The organism is bacterium (assembly GCA_030699905.1).
Classification (GTDB): Bacteria; Patescibacteriota; Minisyncoccia; order Phycocordibacterales.
Window position 1 is genome coordinate 1 of record JAUYKQ010000002.1, and the last position, 22,409, is coordinate 22,409.

Genomic DNA, 22,409 nt, shown 5'->3' on the forward strand with positions numbered 1-22,409 from the left:
AATCCGCGTCTTTCTTTTCAATTTCGGCTACGTCTTTGCAAAAATTATTCAACAGATACTCTGTATATGCCTCATAATTTTTGCTTCGCCTCGCTCGAAATTGAAAAGAAATCCATCGGAAGCGAGTTTCGTAACTCAAAGCGGTTGAGACAAAGTCGGTTGCAAAACGAAAATACAGACCTAAAATCGCGCCGAGTGCACCTAAAAAGACAGCAAAAAACGGCCCCAAGTCAACAAAAGAACGAAAGAAAACCCCAATGATAAAGCCCGCGACCGAACAGTAAAAAACGCGAAGAAGCATTTATTTATAATACTACAAGTTTGTCCATGAATTTATTATCTCCTTTTCTTCTTTTTCGTTTAACGCTTTTTTAAATTTCGCAGGTCTGCCTTTGACGCGGGATTCGCACTCTGCCCATGTTTTGTGAGTTTGAATAACGCCATGAACCTTACTGACATACGAATAGGCCTTTGCTTTTGAACGCGCTCTGTTTTGTGATTTTGACTCTTTAGCCGTACGGTCAGAGGTTATATTCAAAATATTTTTGACGGGATAATTTTCCAGATTGCCGGAATACAAAACTTCTTTCTTGCCATCGGCAAAATTACTGGCAATTTCATCCGCCCTTTCGTTGCCAGCGACGCCGATATGTCCGCCGACATGTTTCCATTCAATTTCCATAGGGTTCTTAGTTCCAAGGAGCTCTTTAAGTTCAGCCAAACTCTCCCACAAGTCCCTGTTTTCAACATCTTTTTTTTCTTTGGTCTTCCAGCCGTTTTTCTGCCAACCGTAAATCCATTTGGTAATACCATTTATCAAATACGACGAGTCCGTGTACAGGATGATTTTGGTGATTGATGATTGATGATTGGTTATTCCCTGCAATGCTTTGATTGCGGCGGTGAGTTCCATCCTATTGTTGGTGGTATCTCCTTCCCGCCCTCCAATCTCTGTAACTTCATAATTCATACTTCCTACTTCATTATTCTTCGGCGCGATTATTATCGCGCCGAACCCGCCCGGCCCAGGGTTTCCCCGCGAAGCGCCATCAGTAAAAACAACCGCTCTTTTAAATTTAAATTCCATTGTTGTTCGCCACAACTAAAAACATTCTTTCGTCCTTGTATAATATTCTTGAATTGCGAAATACGGCAAGCGCCACCCCCCCACGAGGAAAGTCACAAAAACGCTCTAATTATCTCACGAAACGCTCCGACTATTTACGACTCTATTTACACAAAATTATAACATTAAAAAAAACCCGAGCGCGGTAACCAACAAAAACCGCGCTCGGGCCCCAACAAACAGAAGGAGTCGTGAATTCTTTACTCCCAGTCCGAAGTCCCTAACATGCAAGGAAGCTAAAGAACTTCACCGAACAACTCTCAATCGACCGCCTTCCTTTCCCCTAAGGTCGAGAGCCATCTTTCTCTATAATACTGTTTTACGGTAATATGTCAACAACTCTAAGGCGAAGCTCTTCTCTATAGCCGAAAAATGACTTTTCCAAAGTGGCCGAAATGTTTAAATGGTCGCCCATCTTCAAATTGGCACATATGCTTCTCTTGTCTTCCGGCGCGAAGAAAGAGATAGCGGATACTCTATTGCCTTTTTCGCTTTCAAAGATTATTTTCAAATGCTGTTTTTCTTTGCCGAAAAATTCAACCGCCCTCACGTAAGCATCCGATATTTTAAAAACCGGCTTTTCGTTGCCCATACCGAAAGGAGAAAGCCGTTCCAACACGGAAAACATTTCACCGGTAATTTCTTCCAAGGAAACCGCCTCAGAACTTTCGGGCAAGGAATCGGCGGAGTTTTCTGCCGTTTTGTCCGAAATGGACAGTCCGTCCGCGGCCGAGTAAAGTTTTTCTTCAAGTTTGTAGACCGCCTCATCGGAGACGGTAAACCCGCCGGAAGCGCGATGCCCGCCATATTCCGTAAAAGTTCCGTCTTCCGCGGCCCCAAGAATTTCAAGTACATTTATTCCCGCGGGAGCTCTACAAGAGCCCTTTAATGTTTCGTCGCCATTTCTGCCCCAGAGAAAAACCGGCCTCCCATAGTCCTCCATAAGTTTATTGCAGGCCAAACCCAAAAGAGATGGTCTCCACTTCGGATTTCCCATGACAATAACCGGCATTTTTTCTTTTTCTTTAACCCGTTTTTCCAAACGCAGGCGCATTTCTTTCACCATCGCGGCCACGGTGCCTTTTCTTTCGTCGTTTATTTCGTTTAAATGGTCTATGTGCGCTTGCGCTTCTTCTTCCGTCTCGGCCACAAGCAAAGAAAAAGCATCCATTGGCACCCCCATTCTTGAGGCGGCATTTATTCTCGGGCCTATGGAAAAGCCGATATCGTCTTCTGTCAGTTGGCGTTGGTTTATGCGCAAAGAACTGCAGAGTCGCATGAGACCGATTCTAGGCGACTTACGCAAAACCTTAATCCCGTAGTACGAAAGGGCTCGATTCTCACCCGTTAAAGGAACCATGTCGGATAGAGTGGCGACACCCACCATATCAAGCAGCCATTTCTCCCACCCCGGAAACGTCGCTTTCAACGGCGATTTTATGTCTTTTAGTGAAGCACAGAGGGCCTGAACCAATTTGAAAGCCACGCCCGCGCCACAAATGTCTTTATTGGGATAACCACACCCTGGCTGTTTGGGGTTTAAAACGGCAAATGCTTTAGGCAGTCCCCGCGGAGACGCTTCGTGATGGTCAGTTACTATTACGTCCATTCCGAGCTCGTTGGCTTTTTCAACTTCTTTTAAGTCGGCAATTCCGCAATCAACGGTTATGAGGAGTTTTCCCCCTTCATTTGCCAACTTTTCTATGGCTTGTAAATGCAGTCCGAACCCTTCGTTATGACGGCTGGGGATATAGTTTTCAAAATTGTTGTAGCCGATTTTTTTAAAAAAATCATGAAGTATGACCGCTCCGGGTATGCCGTCAGTGTCATAGTCGCTGTAAATTATTATTTTTTCATTATTTTCCACGGCCATCTTTACCCGAGAAACGGCCTTGTCCATGTCTTTAAGAAGAAACGGATCGTGAGTGTGTTTTTCGTAATCGGGATTTAAAAACGCTTCGGCTTCTTTAGCTGTTTTCAATCCTCGTTTAATCAAAAGCCGCTCCAAAAGCGGCGGATAAACTTTAAGCTCATCCAAAGATTCATTCATCACGAGATTATATCATGACCTTAAAATGCCTGTTTTTGACCCGCAATAACTTTATAACTAAAAAGCCGGCTGGTAGTGTTCGTTGAGTTTTACCTTCCGCAAATTTACGTTTGCAATCTCACCGTTCCATACAATCGCCTCTAAAAATCCTCCTTCCATTGTCTCTTCCGAAAAATACTGGTCAAAGATAAAGTTTCCCAAACTGTAAGCAATCCATCCATCGCCGTATCTTTCAACCGGCTGTATGACGTGAGGATGATGACCCACCACCAGGTCAGCCCCTTCGTCTATGGCCAATCGGCTGATTTTTTTTTGAAAATCGTTCGGAAGTTTCGCGTATTCGTCGCCATAATGGAAAGATGCTATCACGATATCAGCCATCTCTTTTGCCTTCTTTATCGACCGAGAGACGTTTTCTGAAGAAAGCATGGCTATGCCGGCTTTTTTTTCATTAGCTTCAAAATATCCGTGAAATTGACTGAAAGACACAAATGCCACAGATGTACCGTCTGCAAGAATTGCTACAGCCGGGTCATAGGCATCTTCGTCGTAAAATCCTCCGCCAGAATACAATATACCCTGGCCTTTCAGCCGGTACAAAGTGTCTTCAAGAGCCGCTTTGCCCCAATCGCTCATATGATTATTCGCAAGCGAAAGAACTGAAAAGCCAGCCTCTTTGAGAGCCGGCGCGGCTTTGACATCCATATGGAAAGAATACAAAGAACCCGTGTCAGTACCTCTGTCTGAAATGGTTCCTTCAAGGTTTCCAAAAAGCAGGTCGTAATTTTTAAGCTCATCTCTAATAAGTTCAAATGGAAAACCGAAATCTCCTCCTCCATGCTTTATGATTTTGGCCTCAACTCCTCTGTCCAACATTATATCCCCCACAAAACCCAAAACGAAACCTCGCGCCTCTTCATGAAGGTCTTTCCATTGTTTTTGCTCCTCCAAGAAAGAGACCGCCTCGGTTCTGTCGGTTTGAAAATTTTGGCTGTCGGTGTTATAAACCGCCACTGCCGCTCTCGTGTTTGCTCCTTCAAAATAAAAACCAGTCCACCACACGCCGGCGGTTAAAAAAACAACCATCATAAAGAACTTTACAACAAAAAAGAAACCGTGCTCATCAATTTGATGACCGTAAGACATATACAAATATTATCACGCGATAAACGAGAAGTAACGGGATAAAATTTTACAAAAACATTGTTCAGAATTTTCGCGCGTTTGAATGCCCTGTAAACTTACGGCTGTGATATACTGACTTTATGAAAGAAACGGAAACGAAAAATTGCGTATTTTGTAAAATCGCTAAAAGAGAAATCCCCGCCGAAATCGTTTATGAAGACGAAAAGTTTTTGGCTTTTTTGGATATTCACCCGCAATCTCCGGGGCACACCCAAGTAATTCCCAAAAAACATTACAGATGGGTATGGGATATGCCTGCCGAGGAAATCGGAAAATATTTTGAAGTCGCTCAAAAAATAGCTTTGGCTCAAAGAAAGGCCTTCAGCACCGAGTGGATTTTAAGCAAAACCATCGGAGACGAAGTCCCTCATGCCCACATATGGGTATTTCCAAACGACAAAGTAGAGGGCGACAAAATGAACTTCAAAGAAAACGCGGAGAAGATCAGAAATAGTTTGTAACTTGAAACATGTAGCGTGTAACATGTAACATTTTCCAAACAAACGGCTCACACTACCAGTGTGAGCCGTTTTGGTTAGCGTAACATGAGTGTGCGTTGCGCCAGTTTCAGCCAGTTCTCAAAAGTTTCCATTAATTTCAAGCGCCTTAATGCCGGGAAGCGTTTCATCTGATAAAAATTTAAGCATCGCTCCGCCTCCCGTAGAAACAAAAGAAAATTTGTCGTGAATCCCGAGAGATGAAACAGCGGCTAAAGTGTCTCCTCCTCCGACCATCACATCTCCCGCCACTCGGCCTAAAATTCCGGCTAATTTTTCCGTGCCTCCCGAAAATCCCTTCTCATAAAATCCCAAAGGGCCGTTCCATATTATAAAAGAGGCCTTCTCGCATAGAGTTCTCAAGAAGACCAGAGTTTCCGGCCCGACATCGCGGACGGTTTCGTCCTTGGAAATATTTTCGCTTTTTTTTACCGATATTCGCCCTTCCAAGTTTTCCACCAAAACATCCTTTGGAACCAATACCTTTGAACTTTTCACAACATTTGCAAGATCCACCTTTTCCTTGGCAAGAGGCGAAAGGCCGACTTCCATGCCTTTAGCCGAGAAAATGTCGTTCGCTAAAGCGCCTCCCACAAAAACGGTATCGGCCGTTTGCATGAATTTTTCAACCAAATGCAATTTCGTCTTAAACTTGGCTCCTCCCATCAGAAAAAGGAAGGGACGAGTCGGTTTAAAAGCCCTTGAAAGATTTTCAACCTCTTCCAAAAAAAGAGGTCCGGCGTAAGACGGCATAAGTCGCGCCACGCCGACAACGGAACAATGTTCTCTGTGCGAAACGGAAAATGCCTCATTTACGAACACATGGCCGAGCTCGGCTATTTTTTTGGACAAATCGGCGCTGTTCTCCTTTTCTCCTTTTTCTCTGCGGATGTTTTCAACCAAAATAAACTGTCCGTTGCGCAAATCGCGAATTTTATCTTTGGCCTCTGAAAGCGACTTGGCGAAAGAAATTTTAAACTCGGTCTGGTTTTTAAGATACTCAAAAACCGGCAACAGCGAGGATGTGTCGTCCTTCTTTTCGTCTCTGCGATGGGAGAGAAGGATACTGCGCGCGCCGGAGCGCGCCAAGAATTCCATCGCCGGAAATGTTTTCTTTATCCTAAAATCGTTCAGAACTCGGCCCGCGCCGACTGGCACGTCAAAACCGACCCGTACAACCGTTTTCTTGCCGGCCAAATCGGAAAGATCTTCAAGTTTTTTCAAATTGAAACTCATTTCAGGACTTTTCTACGATTTCTACAATTTCACCGAAATGGGTCGGAGACACGCTTTCTCTGCCCACGAGAAAACCGTCCGCCTTTCCCTCTTTTAACAACTCGCCGGCGTTTATGGAAGAAACCGAACCTCCGTAGAGAACAGGAACGGAAAGGACGTCCTCGTTTTTGTACAGATCTGACAATATTTTTCTTATAAAAAGAGCCGTTTCTTCAAATTCTGCGGGTTTCATGGCATCTTTAAAAGGCCTGCCGATAGTCCAGACCGGCTCATAAGCGATAATCAGTTTGCCCAAAAACCGGCCCGATACTTTTGAAAGAGATTCTCTTATCTGCGTCTCAAGAAAAGAAAGATACTTGCCCGCGTCGTCTCTTTCTTTTTCTCCGACACAAATGACAGGGGTAAGATCAAAAGACAAAGCGACAGCTATTTTTCGGGATACCACCTCATCGCTATCACCTCGGGCGCGTCTCTCGGAGTGTCCGATTATGACAAAAGAGGCACCCGCGCTTTTTACCATTTCCGGTCCGTTTTCTCCGACAAAAGAACCTTGGTTTTCAAAAAAAACATCCTGACTGCCCAAAAAAAGGTTGCCTTTCGCGGCAAGCGATAAAGAACCGAGAAACGAGACGGGTGGACATATAACCGTCTTGACCATTTCCACCTTCAACATTTTCCTCTTTATTTTTCCGAAAATCTCTTTGGCTTGCCGTTTGTCGGTTATGTACATTTTCCAGTTGCCCACTATGATTTTTTTCCGCGTTTTGCCTGATGAAAGTTTTCCTTTTTTTACCATGATTAAAGTATACCAAAAAGCGGTCAATCAAGTAACATGCTTTAAGCCCCTCATTTTAAACGTGTCGTCTGAGGGTTACTCCACCTCTTTCCACTTTCCGACAGTATACCCCCCACCGGGACCGGAGCTAAAAAGAAGGTTAACAAGCCCTGTTTCGTATATTATCTCGGCGTTATTTTTAGCGGTTATTTTGTAAGCGCTCGCTTCTTTTATTTCCAAGTTGTTTTGAACCATGATTTCTCCGTGACCGGCATAAAGAAGAATGTCGCCTACCACGTTGTTTTGAGCATTTATCGCGATTTCACTTCCGCTGTTTTCGGCGCTTTGATTTTGAGAAATAAACATTATGTACGAACCCGCCTCTCCGGTACCTGAAAACACGGCATTGTTTGAAAGGTCAATTTTACTGCTTGTAAGACGGTTTGATTCTTTGTCCGCTATAAAGGCCACCACTTCCCCCCCAAGAGAAGGTGATACTACAACTTCTGAATTGCCCTTTATGTAGATATTTCCGGAAACCCATATATTGCCCGTGAGGGTGACCGTGCCGTTTGTATCTATTTCAAGGTCGCAATTTATTTTTTTTGGACCGATGGTCTGGCTACTTGTGATTGTGTAAGGGCAGGGAGAAGATATGGTTCCTCCGGTTAAAGCGTCTGCCTTCAAGTCCTCAATAAGCGAATCCGGTATGGGTAAATCGGCTGTTTCCTGGTCGGCGCTTCCCGGGTTTAAACTTCCGCCAACGCCGGTATTGGATATCACATTGTAAAAAGCGTCTCCGCCAACATTGGAGTCGGTAATCGTATGAGCGTAAGCGTCTCCCGAAAGGTCTATACCGTCTATAATACCCGTGGAACCGGAGGAAATTACGTCCCCGAATATCTCATTGTTGTTTTCTCCCGTTACAGACCCGTTTGAAAAAACATTTCCTGAAACGAAAGAGTTGTTGAGAAGATTAACACCTCCGGTGCTAACCTGAAGTCCGTAATGAAAAGACGCTCCGCTTCCAAAAGACAATACGGCTTTGATTCTTCTAAACGACCGGTTCGCCTCACCCTCTGAAATCACTTCCTTTCCGCCGGAAATGTCAGAGATAGTAGTAGTGGCAGTGTACCCGCCCAAAGTTACGACCAGTGTGTCCTGTGTTTCCATGTCTTTTATCACCCTGTACAAAGCGTCTTCCACTCCGGCCTGGGTCGTGAAAAAACTCTGCCGTGACAAGTCAAAATGAGTGGCATTTCTCACCGATTTGGCCGCGGGCAAAAGCACGCCGAAAACTATCGTGGACGAAATAAACAGAAAGAAAATAACAACGGAAATAAGCGCCTGACCCGAACTTCTTTCGCGCTTAGGTCTGTTTTTCTTGTTTTTTTTGGCGTTAAATTGCATAAACATGGAAATAATTGTCGCAAACCGCAAATTTTAAAAAGTTAAAAAGATAAACGCATGATTTTAGTAGGACTCTTTCAAAATAGCCGTTCCGTAGAAATTGTCCGTTCTAACTCTGTCACCTTGAGACGCGTGAACCGTCATTTCTATTTTAACGCCTTTTGAAATTCCCGTATCCACTTCTCTGAATATCAAGTTCGTAACGCTTGCCGAAGCCACGGTCAAAGGCCCTTTGTCCACGCCGTCTTCCTTTAAACGAAGAACATTGTCCTGAATAAAAAATTCAACTGTCTGGTCTCCACCGGTTTCATCGGTAGTTAAAATGACAAGTTTGCCCGGATGAGAACCGAGTATTGAATTTGCTCCGTCTATGCTTTTCGCATCGCGAATTTCTCTCACCATTCGCTCCATTGAAGAACTGGCCGACTGCTCTATTATTCTTACAAGTTTTACGACTCTGTAACTTTGCAGTATGGACGCGAGCATGCTGACCACAACACCGAGAAGTATCGCCAGTACCGCTATATATATTATACCCTCCACAAGACCTATTCCTCGTTTAAAAGTCAAAGCCCGCGAAGTTCGGCCGGATTTTTCAGGCGAAAAAGATGTCGCGTTTTTAATTAATCTTTTTAAAAACATGTATGTTTACTTTGAATTACGAAACTCAAAGTTATTCAAATAAATTCGTGATATAAGTTGTCATTGACTTGGTCTTAACCTCCGAAGCTTCGTTCCAAGAAACGATTACAGTGATTTTTTTTGTGCCGTTATCCAAAGTGCCACTTACCGCTATGTCATCGGAACCGTCCCTATATACATCTTCCACTATAAAATGTCGCGTGAAGGAACCGTCTATCACTTCTTCCGTTGACGTGGAAACAAAACGATTGCCGTCCCAGTCGAGATAGTATGTTGCGCCACTCGTCAAAGAAGCGATTTCGCTGTCCCAGCCAATATCACGCAGAGAAGTTACCGCCTCCAAACCCTCTTCCGCCAAAAAGACCGCCTGTACGGAAGAAGTGGTGCCAAGCGCCGATTTCACAGCCACGTGGTACGAAGCAATAAGGCCCGTAAGAATCACAAGCATGATGGCGGTACCTACGACAACTTCTATCAAACTGATGCCTCTTAAATCCCGCCGTTTGAAACAAGGGAAATTTTCCGAGCCGGCGCGGGGACAAAACTTCTCTTTCTTCGGGAAATATTTTTTGTTATCTTTATTTTTCATGTTACAAATCGCTTGTTCTGCGTTTAATTTTTATTCAACAACTCCGCTCGCGTGCACCGTCACGGTTTTGCTTTCTCCTTGAGGCGTGGAGAATGTAATCGTTCCGTAGTTATCGGTCTCGCCGGAGAGACGCTTAAAAACGACTTCACTGCCACCGCCGGAAAGAGAGATGTCGGAGATGGAGACCGTCGGACCGACAGAGGTAGCGTGATTGGAACTGTCGTCAGGGTCGTAGGTCTCTCCTTTAAATCTTACCATGAGTTCCTCTTCAAAATGAATACCATAAACTGTGTTTTCGCGAGAAGACAGCGTCAAGGTTTTTGCTTCCGTCAAAAAAGAAATCGCTGTGGCAGTTTTCTGCTCAAGCGATTGTCTTCTGTTAAAACCGCCAAACACAAAAAAAGAAATGGTTACCAAAATGGCAAGCACCGCCACAGTTATGATCAATTCTACGAGAGTTGAGCCCTTTTTCATGTAATGTTCGGATTGACGCGGAACACCCTGTTTCGCTTATCAATATATTTATAAAAATCATCCATCTGAATGTTTCTGTCCCCAACTACAGGGCGTTTACCAAGGAAAGCGTCGGGCTAAGCATTGAAATGGCGAAAAATCCGACGCCAACACCTATGGCTATCATGAGAAACGGCTCTATAAGAGCGGAAAAGTTTTTGGTTTTCTGATCAACGTTGTTTTCATAAAAAATCGCCACTTCCGAAAACATTTCCGAAAGTTTGCCGGTCTCTTCCCCGACGCTTGCCATTTCCCCGACAAAAGGCGGGTAAAGGTCCTCGTGAGCGGCAAAAGCGGTGGAGAGAGGCGAACCTTTTTTTATCTCTTGCGATGCTTCCTCCAAAACAGCTTTGTAGTGGACGTTTTGCACCACCTCCCCGGCAATGGATATGGCGGACATTACGTCAACTCCGGAGTACAAAAGGGAAGACAGTGTGCGCGCCGTTCTGGCGGAGTTTACCTCTTTGACAAGCTCGCCTATTAACGGGACTTTGACGTAAAAAAGATGCAGAAAAAATTTTCCCTTTTTGGTCCTCGCCAGATAAACAACCGACGTAAGAAACAGAAGAATGGCTCCTAAGACCATAATTCCCTGGTTTTGGACCAAGTCACTAAGAGAAATTATAAATCTGGTGCTTAGTGGCAAATCCACTTCCAAGTCCGCAAAGGTTTCAGTAAGATTCGGAACAACATATATAAGCATCACGACAGTGATGACTATCATAAGGCATATGATAATTACCGGATATATGAGAGCCCCTCTCACTTTTCTCTGCAGAGAATATATTTTATCCATCTGGTCGGCAACAATGGCAAGCGACTCCGCCAATGAACCGCTCTCCTCTCCCGCTTTGACCATTGAAACAAAAAGCGCGGGGAAAACCGTCTGATGTTTGGCCAACGCTTCATGCAATGTTTCCCCTCTGCGGACATCGTCGCTTAGCCGACCCACGACCGCCTTTAATTTTTTGTTTCTGGAATCCCTTATTATGACATCAAGAGCCCGAGAGAGAGAAAGGCCGGCTTTAAGCATGGAGCCCAAGTTTTTGGCAAAAAGAATTTTCTCCCTCAAAGCGATATTGCCAAAAAATCCCAAAATGAAGCCGAGGTTGAATTTGCTCTTTTTACCCTCTTCCACGGCAGAAATCACGATGTCACCCTCTTTTTTCAACTCCCTATACAGGGCAAACTTGTCAGGTGATTCCCTTCGTTCTTCATATACACTGCCGTCAGGTTTTTGAGCTTTGAATTTGAAAATCATGGAACATGTAGTATGTAACATGCAGCATCGGAAATAAGGACTTTATCTTATTGTTCCGTGTCGCATGTTACATGTTTCGTATTATTCCGACACCACTCTCAACACTTCCTCAACCGAAGTCAGTCCCTGCACCGCCTTGAAGATGCCGTCCTCTATCATCGTAAGCATTCCGGCTTTTCTTGCCGTATCTTCCACTTCGTCAGATGTTTTTCCCTGTATTATCATGTCTTTAATGGCCGGAGCGACTTCCAAGACCTCGTGGATTCCAAGTCGCCCTCCATAACCGTCTTTGCTTTCTTCCGATGGTTGCGGTTTGTAAAAAGGAATTTTTTCCCATTTGGCATCCGCCCCGACTATTTTCTCCTCTTTTAGCGCTACAAGAACCCTGTCTAAGTTCACGGTTTTTGCCAATGCCTCTATTCCGGCCTTGTTTAAGAAATATTTCTCCTTTGAGTCGCAGAGTTTTCTGACTAAACGCTGGGCTATGACGCAGTTGACCGTAGACACGATAAGAAACGGTTCCACTTTCATGTCTATAAGACGGGGGAATGCTCCGGCGGCGGAGTTGGTGTGCAAGGTTGAAAGAACCAAATGACCAGTCAAGGCGGCATTGACGGCCAAAGAGGCCGTTTCGTTATCTCTGATTTCTCCGACCATTATTATATCGGGGTCCTGACGGACAAGCGACCTGATACCGGAACTGAAAGTAAAACCGATTTCCGGCTTGACCTGCGTCTGGTTGACTCTTTCCATTTGATATTCAATCGGGTCTTCCACTGTTGAAATATTTACGTCAGGCGTGTTTAATATATCCAAAACAGTGTACAGAGTGGTTGTCTTTCCGGAACCGGTAGGACCCGTTGTCAGTATCATTCCGGTTTTTGCCCTCATGGCTTTATGTATTTTTTCCAAACCACCGCCATGGAAACCCAGCCCCTCAAGGGTAAACCCTGAAACATTTTCACGAAGCAGACGCATGACCGTCTTTTCGCCAAAATGTGTAGGAAGAACAGAAACACGAAAAGAAACCTTTTCGCTATTCATTTCAACCTTAAACCTGCCGTCCTGTGGCAGACGTTTTTCGTCCAGCTTTAAGTTAGCCAACACTTTCACTCTGGCTGTAATACTGCCTGAAACATTTCTGGGCAAAACCATCGTGTCGTGCAAAATACCGTCAATTCGGTAGCGGACCAAAAGTTCGGTTTCGTGTGGCTCTATATGGATGTCGGAAGCATCCTGAATTATCGCGTGCTTTAAAAGAGTGTCCACTATTTTAACCACAGGGACGTCTTCAGCCATTTTTTTAAGCTCCTCTCCGGTCTTTTCTTCTTCTCCCGTTTTATCTATAACGCTTTTCAAGCTTTCGGATTCTTTTTTTATAATGTCGCCGAATTCGGCTTTTAACGACTTCTGATACTGCAAAAGAGCCGTTTTCATGGAGGCACTGTCGGTCAGGCGCGGCAAAATTTTCAAATGGGTTTTCTTTTTTATAAACCCTATGGCGGCCAAGTCGTCCGTATCAAGCATGGCCACTTCCAGTGAGTCGCCGGTTTTTTTAAAAGCCACGATGTTGTGGGTGCGCGCCACTGGCTCCGGTATTATAGACAGAACTTCAAAGTCAACTTTTTGACCCTTTAAGTCAACAAACGGAATACCTAAAATGTACGCCTGAACTTTGCGGAGGTCGTCGTCGTTTATTTTGCCTTGACTTACAAGAATCGTCCCGACACTTTCGCCTTTTTTGTCCGCCTCTTCTTTGGTCGCGTCAAAATCCTTGCGGGAAACCAGTCCCGAGTCGCGAATGAATTCTCTTAGTTGTTTTTCTTGAATAAACATGGGTGAGTTTTCATTCTAATTATACAACACTCAAAAAAAACCACTTAAGAAAAGTGTGAATAGCCCATTTGTTCTACACGGCTACTAAAAATCTTTGGAGACGCTTTTATTGAGAAGTGGCTGTTCTGTTTAGCGCTTCAAAAATCAGTTTTCTTTCCTGGTCTGAAAAGTTAAAAACTTCAGATTCATCTGAAATTATGTCTACTATTCTCTGTCTTTCATCATAGGACAGTGGCTCTGTTCCGCGCGCTTTTTCCAAAATAACGGTCTTTTCTTCGGCAACCGACGCGCTCTGGTTGTTACCGGACGATTCTCTTTGTTGATTTTCCCCCTTAGCCGCGCCACTAAACAAACTTCCATTGCTACCGCCCAGCAAATACAGCATAGTCGCGCCTAAAACAAAAACAGCTACAAGTCCCGAAATAATTGTTTTTTTGTCGTGGGACATCTTAATTAAATTCAAAAGCTCTTTTACCGACTTTGATTTACTAATAATACAATACAAAAACAGGTCTTGAAAGGGTTTTGTGTTGATAAGATTTAGAACCTATCTCCAATCTCACATCCGAATAAAACGGCGCAATTTTGAGGTAAAAAACAAGCTGGAGTCCGAGGCATATCAGGATATGTAGAGGACGAAGCGAAGTTTTTTAACCAAAATTGCGGCGTTTTAGCGGATGAGTTTTTATTTATTTATGACCGCATATTTAGCGCTGAGATTGGAGATAGGTTCTAAGAGCAACAAAAAACCAGCGAAGAGCGTCGCTGGTTTTGCGTTTTTTACGATCCGCACAAGAAGGCGGAACGGTGGTGGGGAATCCTCCACCTAAGTTCATTTCCCCGCAGAAGGCGGGGATGCGATTCTGTAGAATCGGGCGCTGTCGCCACCGGATTCTATTTCCACCAGGTGCTGGGCATTGCCCCTTAGCGCCTGAAGCGGGGAACCCGGAACTGACTTCCAGGGACCGCTTATTGAAGTGGAGTGTTCCAAGAACACCGACTGTCCTTGAACATTCTCCACCCGAACCGAGAGGATCGAACCGGCGCGCTTTATTGAAAGCAACGCGGAGCGCCGTCTCTCTCCCGTCATGAGATCGTATGTTACGGTAGAACCGTCTTCCACGGTAACGACGACTTCGCCGGGAAACCCTGATAGGCAGGGCTCCACGGGCAGGGAGAAAGCGTCTTTGTCCCAAGTTATCATAGGCCACTTGGCCCATGAGTCCGACCACCCCTCCTTCTCATAGAGCGGATTGTACAATCTTACCACCCGATCTAAGTAGTCAGGAAAGGCATCTGAATCCCACTCTTCCAAGAGGGTGCCAGCTGTATCTCGCACAAGAACTTGCACGCGCGCTACCCCGATGGCAGGGACCAATACACGGTCGTATGTCTCCCACGACAGTTCAAGCGAAGGGCTGTAGGCCTCATCCGGATTTAGAATCCGAAAGTCGCCGTCAGCACCCCTGTCCAACCGAAGAGGAGTGCCGTAGGCAAGGACAAGATTTTCTCTTGAAGGCAAATCTGCCCAGATCCCACCCGAGACGTAAAAATATGGCGACCATTCTTCAAAAATCTCCGATGTGATTTTCTCGGAGACCGCCTCCTCTAAAACCCTACGGTGAAGCTCGGCCACTTGCTCGCGAATGTCGCGAGAACGGTCGGCTGGGACCTGCCGTCTGGTGCCGGCAATTGTTGTCCAGCTGTAATAGTCGTGAATCGCACGGACATCAATCTCGATGGTCCTTGCGACACTGCTTATGTGTTGCCACCACGCCTCTTCGCTTCCGATGGGAAGCGACTCGGGTAAATTCTGGGCGGAAACAATTCCGCCCAAAAGAAACCGGAGTATTACTACTGCTAAAAGGACTTTTTTCATTCCTTCTCCTTTCTTTTTCGGTTGTTTCCTATCGTTGCCATCAAGCAACGAATATGCTAAATTGTCAAAACTATTTTGAGTATACACTATTCTCCTGAAAAATCAATGGATTTATGCACATATAGAAGTTTTTTCCTGAATTTAGGCCGAAAACACGGATAAAACGGCTCCGCAGAGCCGTTTTATGATTTAGAGAATATAAGTTGATTCGTCTCTTGGTATTTAGAATTCTTCAAACGTCGGCGGGGCAGAAGATGATGCTCTTAAATTGACGTTAACAGTGTCTCTGAATATTCTCTCTGGGTCATTGGATAATCTATTTTCGTCGGTGCATTCTATTTCAAACACTTTATTGCTTTCCATGACTTCTCCTTCTACGGCGGTTTCATTCGGTCTAAGGTCCTCTCCCACAAAGCCCGGCTCAGATGGAGTTTTGGCTTCACAACGGGTATTCGGACTGTAATCCCCCCGTGAGAACCATTCAAATTGAACACTCATGCCTGCCGGCACTTCCGCGGGGTCGCTGTAGTTTGCGGCCGAACCCATAGCGCGAGCGCGCAGGTCAACGGACGGCGGTTCGGGTCCCACAAGAACCGTTACGGTATCTTCGGCTCTTTGACGATTGGACTCTTGGTTGGGGCCGTTCGGGTCTATCAGGTTGTAACAACTTATTTTATAAGTGGTATCTCTTGATAGGTTGTTGCCGGTGTGATAGTGCGGTTCAACGCTTAAAGACGGACGAATGACAAAAGTTGACCAGCTGGTATCAACCCCTTCCGTTATGGACGACTGGCAGGTATTGGTAGTAGAGCCACCAGTACTGTCAGTGGTGATGCCGGTTGTCGTCCATTGAAGCTCCGCTTGGTCGCCCCAGTCAACACTTGTTGAATTTAAATAAGAACCGCCAACGCTTTTATTTCTGACTTTTAAGTCAACAGTAGGTGGCCCCGCCACGGTAAATTCACACGCCTTCCAGTTGTTTGATTCGTTACTCTCCGCTATGTTATTTGAAAACGGGTTTGAATCGGCAAAAAGAACTACGGTGTGAACCTTGCCCGGCTCGTTTGCCACAACGGTCCATTTGTCACGAGAGGTCACTGTCTCTTCTTGGCCGGGGAGCATGCCTCTTATGTCCGGACTGGCGCCCAGAGATTTTCTGGGCACTCCCGGCGTTTCACACTCGGCATAATGACGCTGGATGAAGGTATCATTTTCGCAGATTACAAAATTGTTGGAAAACACTTTGGACGCCTCTATCTCTTTGCCCAAGTTCTTTATTTTACCAATAAAGTCAACCTGCTCACCCACCACCAAACTTCCGGAATTTATTTGAGGACAGGTGAAGGCGGTTATGTCGTAGTCGTTGCTCGAAACCGTTACATTCCCGCAGTCCGCTTGACCTGCCAAACTTATCGCGTGTCCTTGAGAATTTTTATTATAAACCCTTAAGCTTAGAGAGTACTCTCCCGGGTCGGCGACGACATTAGTGGCGAAGTGATAATATCCCTCCGGTCCTCCCCAAACATATGACTTTTCGCCGGTACTTTTCATAAGCAACCATGAATAAAAGTATTCATGCGGAGGGTCATTGGCAGAGTCGGTTTCTTCTTCTTCGTAATAACCGTCAAAGGTAACGTGACTTCCGGTAAAGATACTGGAATTTGAAGCGGAAGATGCGCAACTTATTCCTGAACCTTCTTCCGTTATGAGCTCTTCTTCAGGGTCTTCTTCATAGATATCCAGTGGCATAGCCGAACAGTTGTTGTTTTCATTTGACTCCGAAACTTCTTCAAGTCGCATATCGGCGCAAAGCATAATAGACCAGAGGCCCGCACCACCCGGATTTTGAGTGGGAGAAACAGCTCTGCCTTCCCCCGGGCTAAACGGCAAAGCCGTATCTGTAAGAGGAACTTCGTACAGGAAAGGCAGATATCCTGACTTGTCATTTAGAGGTTCTGGGTTGCTTCTGTTTTCCAAACGATAGTAGAAAGTGTTTTTGGAAATAGGCGAGGCATCCGCTTCACCGAAATTTGAAATCCGGCCACCGTAAGTAAATGTACCCTCTATAAACTGCCCCGCGGAATTTTTAGGCCCGCTTATTGAAATGGAGGACTGCAAATCAGACAATTTGACTTCCGGTGGCACGACACTAACGCTACCGCATGAAAACAACCTGCTTTGATTTCCGCTTACTACCGTTACTGAAGCCGTTTTTGTGCCGGAGTTATTGTACGTTTTATTGTAACTCGTACCCGAAGGGGCGGGGTTTGTCGGAATTTCCGTACCCGACCAGCTAAATCCATAGGTTGAATTGTTGCCTCCCGAATAACTCGTAACGCGCCACGTTACGGACCCCCCTAAAGGCACGGATGCTTGGCTTGGAGAACATACTGCCTGAATGGGATTCAGTACAAAATATGCTACTGCAAATTTACTGTCGCTCATGTTTACACTACAATTCGGATTCGTTCCGGAACACGCGCCGTTTGGTCCCCAACCATAAAATATTGATTCGTTATTGGCCGTGGCGGATAGATTGACGGTTGAATTAAAGTTGAATTCTGAACTGCAAGTGCCGGTATTTGCGCTTTGAATGGAATTCTTGGAGCAGTTTATGCTTCCGGAACTGGCGGAGCCCGTTACCGAGCCCCCTCCTTCTCCTTGTAAAATTACAGTCAATAATTTTTTGTCACCTGAAAGAGCATCGGAAAATGTTACGGAAACATTTTTATGCGCGCTCATGGATACGCTGCAATTTTTACGGTCAAAGGAAAGCGACTCACATCCGACCCATGTCATGACATCAGTGGCCGTGGTCGGACTGGCGGTCAGAGTTACGGTCGGATATTCCGCTACATTATCATTGTTTGTATCCGTCGGAGCATATTCCGCGCTACATGTGGAACCGCATTGAATTCCGGAAGGGTTGCTCGTAACGGTGCCGGGATTGCCGTTTTTTGAAACAGTCAGTTTTGGATTTACGATTTTCACGGACGAAGGGAGCGAGCAGTTGTTGCTTTCGTTTGACTCGGAAACACCGCTTCCGGTATCGGCGCACAACATGAAATACCACTCTGTACTACCGCTTGAACCGGCTATCCAGCCCCTATTCGGGTCTTGTGGGTATTGAACTACAGACCTGAAACCGCCGGCAGAAAGAGTGGCAGAACTCGTAAGAGGAGCGGATACCCAGTTGCCACTATAGGCGCCTCCACCTAAACTGTATCTGTAATGGTTGCTGAAATTCCCGGGAGCTGAACCGTTTCCCCTGTTGTCAATTCTGCCGTTTATGGCAAAATTGCCGGCGTAATATTCATTGGCATTGCCGGTGCCTCTACCTGTAAAACCCGTGACTGTGGCGGTCAAGTCGGGACTCACGGCCGTTTCGGTCGTACAAGTTACGGAAACATAAGGAGTCGCGCTGGAGTTGGAACCATTCCTCAAATAGTATGTGTAAGAAGTGCCCGATGCTCTTCCCGTATCGGTAACCTGACCGGAGCCGTTTGTTCCTCCAAAGGTCTGAAACAAATCATTACCCCTAAACAGAGAAACATTGGTACCGTTTGAAAAACTATAGCCCAAGTAAACCGAATTGGTGGTTACGGCGCCACATGTCAAGGTAAGCCCTACGGTTCCGGCATCATCCACTGTTACATATACGACATCCGCGGCTTCCGACCCTCCAGTGCCTGAACAACTGATGTTATATGGATACGTGCCGGCCACTTGAGGCGCGTAAACAACGTCGCCACTTAGATTTTGCGCCGAAGTTCTGCCACTCCATGTATTTACAGGACAAGAACTGACTTCAGAGGATGCCCATGAGAAAGTTATCGGGTCTCCTTTTTTTACTAAAATGCTTTTATTACCATTGACCCGCAAGTCCACTGTCGGAGTTACGAAATTCGCAGTGACATTCTGGATTTCTCCATCAGAAACTGACACATTGCAGTTTAAACCGAGTGAACTGTCGCATCCCGACCAAGCTTTAAAGCCCGCGGCTTTGTTATTTATCGGTGTTGTTACGGAAAGGGTTTCTGACACACCGACCGGTAAGTTGAAATTGTAAGACGTGTTGCCTCCGTATTGAGAAGACAGAGCGGATACGGGAATTCCGATGTAACCCGCGCCATCAAGAACAGAAGAAACGTTCACTCTGCCTGTCTGTTTGTGGAACGTGGCGGAAACATCAGTGTTTGAATTTATGGTAAGAGTGCAAGAGCTTGACGACACGCCAAGACAAGCTCCTGCCCATATTACAGAGCGCGAACCGGCATCGGCGCTTGCCGTAAGCGTAACTTGAGCGCCTTCAGTAAAACTTTTTACGCAGACCCCTCCGGTTTTACCGCAGTTTATGCCGGAAGAAGATGTTACCGAACCGGAACCTGTACCCAAAACCGAAATGGACAAAGAATACTCGTTCTGTCTGACAAAGCTTACGGAGACCGTTCTATCAACATCCATCACTATGTTGCTACAGGTATTTCCGGAGGCGTTACCCGGACAATTTAGCCAAACCGTATTGTATCCGCCGTTTGGATTGGCTGTTAAATTTACGGTCTTGGCAGAACCGTCGCTGTTTGGCGCGAATTCGTCAACACATTGAGTTCCGCAGTTTATCGGCGTTCCGTTATCGGCAGAAACAGAGCCACCATCACTTCTCTGGACTGAAAGGACAGGATTTCTGACTCTGACAGATACGAAATTTTTACAGTTACTTGTCTCGGAAGCGTCTTTTTCGGAAATAGTGCTCCCCCTCCCCTCCAGCGCCCTGTTGGCGCAAAGGCGGAAATCCCATGTGCCGGGTCCCATCGGTGTACCACCACCTAAAGCGCCGAGGTATGGCGAAACGTCCCGAGAGCCGTTTTCGGCTATTTCTCCGGATGAAACAAGAGAGCTATTTACAAGGTCTCTCCAAATAGAACTGCTGGACAATTTGTATTGATAGTTGTTGGTAAAAGTGCCGGCCGCCGGAGCGTTTCCTGTATTCTTAACATAACCGGAAACTACCATGTTGCCGGAATACACATAACCGTCTCCGGTATCACGCCCGCCGCTTATTGGATTTATATAACCCTCAAGGTCAGGTTTGGGATTTTCACTCGGCGAACAGTTTATGGAAGAAAGCAAAGTAGAGTTGGCGGAAGTGCCGTTTCTTAAATAAAAAGTGTAAGGTGTAAGCTCCAAAAGACCGTTTTGAGTGAAACTTCCGGAACCGCTTCCGGAACCGATGTTTAGGAGTAAACTGCCTCCGTTCCACAAAGTAACATCGGAGCCGTTTTCATAGTTGTACAGGAGAGTAACGCTGTTTGGTGATGGGATTCCGCAAGTTAAAGCCCCGGACACAGGGTTGTTTTCAGTGGTCTTGAAGAATTTCACCACTACAGTTTTGTCGCTGTCCACAACCACTCGGCACTTGTTTGGAGAATTTGGCACGGGGGTACAGTTGCTTGACCAGCTAAAAAAGTTTGAGTCGGAATTTGGAGTGGCCGTAAGTTCAATTTCCAAGCCATTTGTAAAGGTCTCTTCACAGTCGTTTTCGCAAGAGATTCCCGGAGGGTTGCTTCTCACAACCCCGGTTCCGTTGCCATCTATTACGACAGAGAGTCGTCTGGCCACGGGTGCCGTACCAATAATAAGCGTAGGAGTGGGAACTGACTCGTTTGGGCAGGAGATAGAGCCATATGTCTGGTCGTATGATTTATCTGAACAAAACGACTCAAAGTAATTGTCAGAACCGGCTGAAGCAAAAAAGTTTGAAGGTAAGGAAAAACATTTTCGTGTCTGTACGACCATGGTTATTGACCCGTTTTCTCCGTTTTGGCATTGATAATTCGCTTTAGCGGAACTTTCAGTCCACAAGCTATAATTACCGAAATAGTTAAGCATGTTGGCTTTTATCAAAGTGTTAGAACCTCCTCCACTTGAAAGTTGAAGTCCGGTATATTTCCTACCTCCGGTCAGGTCGGTCTCAGGCATAGATATGGCGTTACTGTTTCTACCCACCGAAGAATCCGGCTCTACCGTTAAATCCACTTGCAGACGAATATCAGAATTTTCTTGGCTTGTAAGACCCCTGACACTCCACGAACTAACATCGGGAAACTCTACTCCGTAGTCGGACTCCGGTCTTTCTCGGATACTCGTTGGCGCCACAAAAAAAGCGTCCGTTTGGAAATTCGCGCTCCAATTTCCGCCACAACCCACCGACTCCGCGTCCGTGAACACTTCATACTGGTTATCGCTATTGAGTACCGGCCTGTGATTTATATATATATCACAACCGGCGGCATCTGCTTTTTGAGCGTTCAAGAATGAAAAAACAGCCAAAAACAAAAAAGCTGATATGAACAGCCCTCCAATCAGTATTTTGGGTAAAAAAAGCAGTTTCCTGTTTAGAAAAAAGGACATATATTGAAATTTCAATCGGAAGCGAGCTTGAGGAGCTTTTAGTAAAATTCTGCGAAACTCGTGAGGCCTTGCCGAAACAAGACAACGAAGATTTTACAAGAAATTAACGAAAATCATCAAGCGTAGCGAGAAAGTATCTACTGGGACGCGCTGTTAGTCAAGGCGGAGAAAATCTCTTCTCTTTCTTCCGAAGAAAAATTGTATATGTGGGCCTTAGCGAACATTATTCCGGAAATTCTCTGACTTTCATCTGCTGAAAGAGGTCTGCCTGAACGGACAATCGCCAATATCTCCGCTTTGTCGCTCGCCACATCACCGCTCTTTTCCTCTTCTGTCAGACGAAGTTCGGGAGCAAGTCTGTCTTCATCGGCCATTTCAGCGTCCTGAGAAGGTCTGTAGTAATAAAAGAATGCCGCCACCGCTACTGCTAAAATTATTACGACAACAAGCCACAAAAGACCTCTCCCCGGTTTTTTGCTTCCCATATTCATGGATTCGTTATTTATAGATTCATTCATATGAAACTGATTATACGGATAATTACAGTAATGAACAAGAAAAAAATGTTGATAACTTAATGGATTCTATTGCTGAACGAGCCCCAAATAAGAGGAAAATGACGTAACCCCTCACACCTATCAGAAAGTGGCTTTATTCCTCCTTTTCTACCGCGTGTCGCCTTAGCTTTAGCGGTGGCGCAAAGGAGGGTGGTCATTCTGATGACGGAGGATTTATAAATCCCTCGGCTCATCGGAATGAGCCCCTCCCTTTAGAAAAGGGAGAATAAGAGTGTGAGGGGTTACAAAATGGCATGTTGACAAATTTTGCAGGTCTTGCTATGCTTTTTATATGAACGTTCGCCTCCTGGGCGGACATTTTTATTAAAAATTAAAATATGTAACATGTAGCTTGTACCATGTAACGCCATATCGCAAAACGCAAAACTTGTAACGTGTAACGCCGGAAAAGAAATACTCTGACGCTACACACTACACGCTT

17 protein-coding genes are annotated in these 22,409 nt (G+C 45.5%); 1 reads left to right on the forward strand and 16 read right to left on the reverse strand.

The window, feature by feature from the left end; genetic code table 11:
- The 4 genes from Q8P86_00255 to Q8P86_00270 form a co-directional block, all read right to left on the reverse strand.
- Window positions 1–301: hypothetical protein (locus tag Q8P86_00255; GenBank protein ID MDP3996114.1), on the reverse strand; the 301-nt coding region annotated here is incomplete at its 3' end.
- 12 nt (window positions 302–313) lie between these two features.
- Window positions 314–1,087, reverse strand: a complete 774-nt coding sequence (locus Q8P86_00260; protein MDP3996115.1) for a ribonuclease H — start codon at window positions 1,085–1,087, stop codon at window positions 314–316.
- A gap of 358 nt (window positions 1,088–1,445) precedes the next feature.
- The gene (gene recJ, locus Q8P86_00265) at window positions 1,446–3,176 is read right to left on the reverse strand and encodes a single-stranded-DNA-specific exonuclease RecJ (GenBank protein MDP3996116.1); all 1,731 of its coding nucleotides are present in this window, start codon (window positions 3,174–3,176) and stop codon (window positions 1,446–1,448) included.
- A 57-nt stretch (window positions 3,177–3,233) separates the two neighbouring features.
- A complete protein-coding gene (locus Q8P86_00270; protein ID MDP3996117.1) occupies window positions 3,234–4,322 on the reverse strand; it encodes a CapA family protein in 1,089 nt (362 codons plus the stop codon).
- Between the two features lie 119 nt (window positions 4,323–4,441).
- Here Q8P86_00270 and Q8P86_00275 point away from each other — a divergent pair, with 119 nt between their 5' ends.
- Entirely contained in the window at window positions 4,442–4,822 is a 381-nt protein-coding gene (locus tag Q8P86_00275) for an HIT domain-containing protein (protein ID MDP3996118.1), read from the forward strand.
- Window positions 4,823–4,939: 117 nt separating this feature from the next.
- Here the strand turns inward: Q8P86_00275 and pgk are convergent, their stop codons facing one another.
- The 12 genes from pgk to Q8P86_00335 all read right to left on the reverse strand — a co-directional run bounded on the left by pgk (window position 4,940) and on the right by Q8P86_00335 (window position 21,928).
- Window positions 4,940–6,094, reverse strand: a complete 1,155-nt coding sequence (pgk, locus tag Q8P86_00280; GenBank protein MDP3996119.1) for a phosphoglycerate kinase — start codon at window positions 6,092–6,094, stop codon at window positions 4,940–4,942.
- 1 nt (window position 6,095) lies between these two features.
- On the reverse strand, window positions 6,096–6,890 hold the full coding sequence (locus tag Q8P86_00285; GenBank protein MDP3996120.1) for a triose-phosphate isomerase: 795 nt from the start codon (window positions 6,888–6,890) through the stop codon (window positions 6,096–6,098).
- 75 nt (window positions 6,891–6,965) lie between these two features.
- Complete coding sequence (locus tag Q8P86_00290; GenBank protein MDP3996121.1) at window positions 6,966–8,285, reverse strand: hypothetical protein; 1,320 nt, start codon at window positions 8,283–8,285, stop codon at window positions 6,966–6,968.
- Window positions 8,286–8,342: 57 nt separating this feature from the next.
- Entirely contained in the window at window positions 8,343–8,921 is a 579-nt protein-coding gene (locus Q8P86_00295) for a hypothetical protein (protein ID MDP3996122.1), read from the reverse strand.
- 31 nt (window positions 8,922–8,952) lie between these two features.
- Window positions 8,953–9,510, reverse strand: coding sequence for a hypothetical protein (locus Q8P86_00300; GenBank protein ID MDP3996123.1), 558 nt, complete (start codon window positions 9,508–9,510; stop codon window positions 8,953–8,955).
- Between the two features lie 30 nt (window positions 9,511–9,540).
- The gene (locus Q8P86_00305; GenBank protein MDP3996124.1) at window positions 9,541–9,984 is read right to left on the reverse strand and encodes a prepilin-type N-terminal cleavage/methylation domain-containing protein; all 444 of its coding nucleotides are present in this window, start codon (window positions 9,982–9,984) and stop codon (window positions 9,541–9,543) included.
- 85 nt (window positions 9,985–10,069) lie between these two features.
- The gene (locus Q8P86_00310; GenBank protein ID MDP3996125.1) at window positions 10,070–11,284 is read right to left on the reverse strand and encodes a type II secretion system F family protein; all 1,215 of its coding nucleotides are present in this window, start codon (window positions 11,282–11,284) and stop codon (window positions 10,070–10,072) included.
- A gap of 81 nt (window positions 11,285–11,365) precedes the next feature.
- Window positions 11,366–13,120 carry a GspE/PulE family protein gene (locus Q8P86_00315; protein MDP3996126.1) on the reverse strand — a complete coding sequence of 585 codons (1,755 nt, stop codon included), beginning with the start codon at window positions 13,118–13,120 and terminating at the stop codon, window positions 11,366–11,368.
- 106 nt (window positions 13,121–13,226) lie between these two features.
- Window positions 13,227–13,568 carry a hypothetical protein gene (locus Q8P86_00320; GenBank protein MDP3996127.1) on the reverse strand — a complete coding sequence of 114 codons (342 nt, stop codon included), beginning with the start codon at window positions 13,566–13,568 and terminating at the stop codon, window positions 13,227–13,229.
- 384 nt (window positions 13,569–13,952) lie between these two features.
- Window positions 13,953–14,999, reverse strand: a complete 1,047-nt coding sequence (locus Q8P86_00325; protein MDP3996128.1) for a hypothetical protein — start codon at window positions 14,997–14,999, stop codon at window positions 13,953–13,955.
- Window positions 15,000–15,221: 222 nt separating this feature from the next.
- Window positions 15,222–21,410: a hypothetical protein gene (locus Q8P86_00330; protein MDP3996129.1), complete on the reverse strand. Its 6,189-nt coding sequence runs from the start codon at window positions 21,408–21,410 to the stop codon at window positions 15,222–15,224.
- A gap of 137 nt (window positions 21,411–21,547) precedes the next feature.
- Window positions 21,548–21,928, reverse strand: a complete 381-nt coding sequence (locus Q8P86_00335; GenBank protein MDP3996130.1) for a hypothetical protein — start codon at window positions 21,926–21,928, stop codon at window positions 21,548–21,550.
- Window positions 21,929–22,409 lie beyond the last annotated feature (481 nt).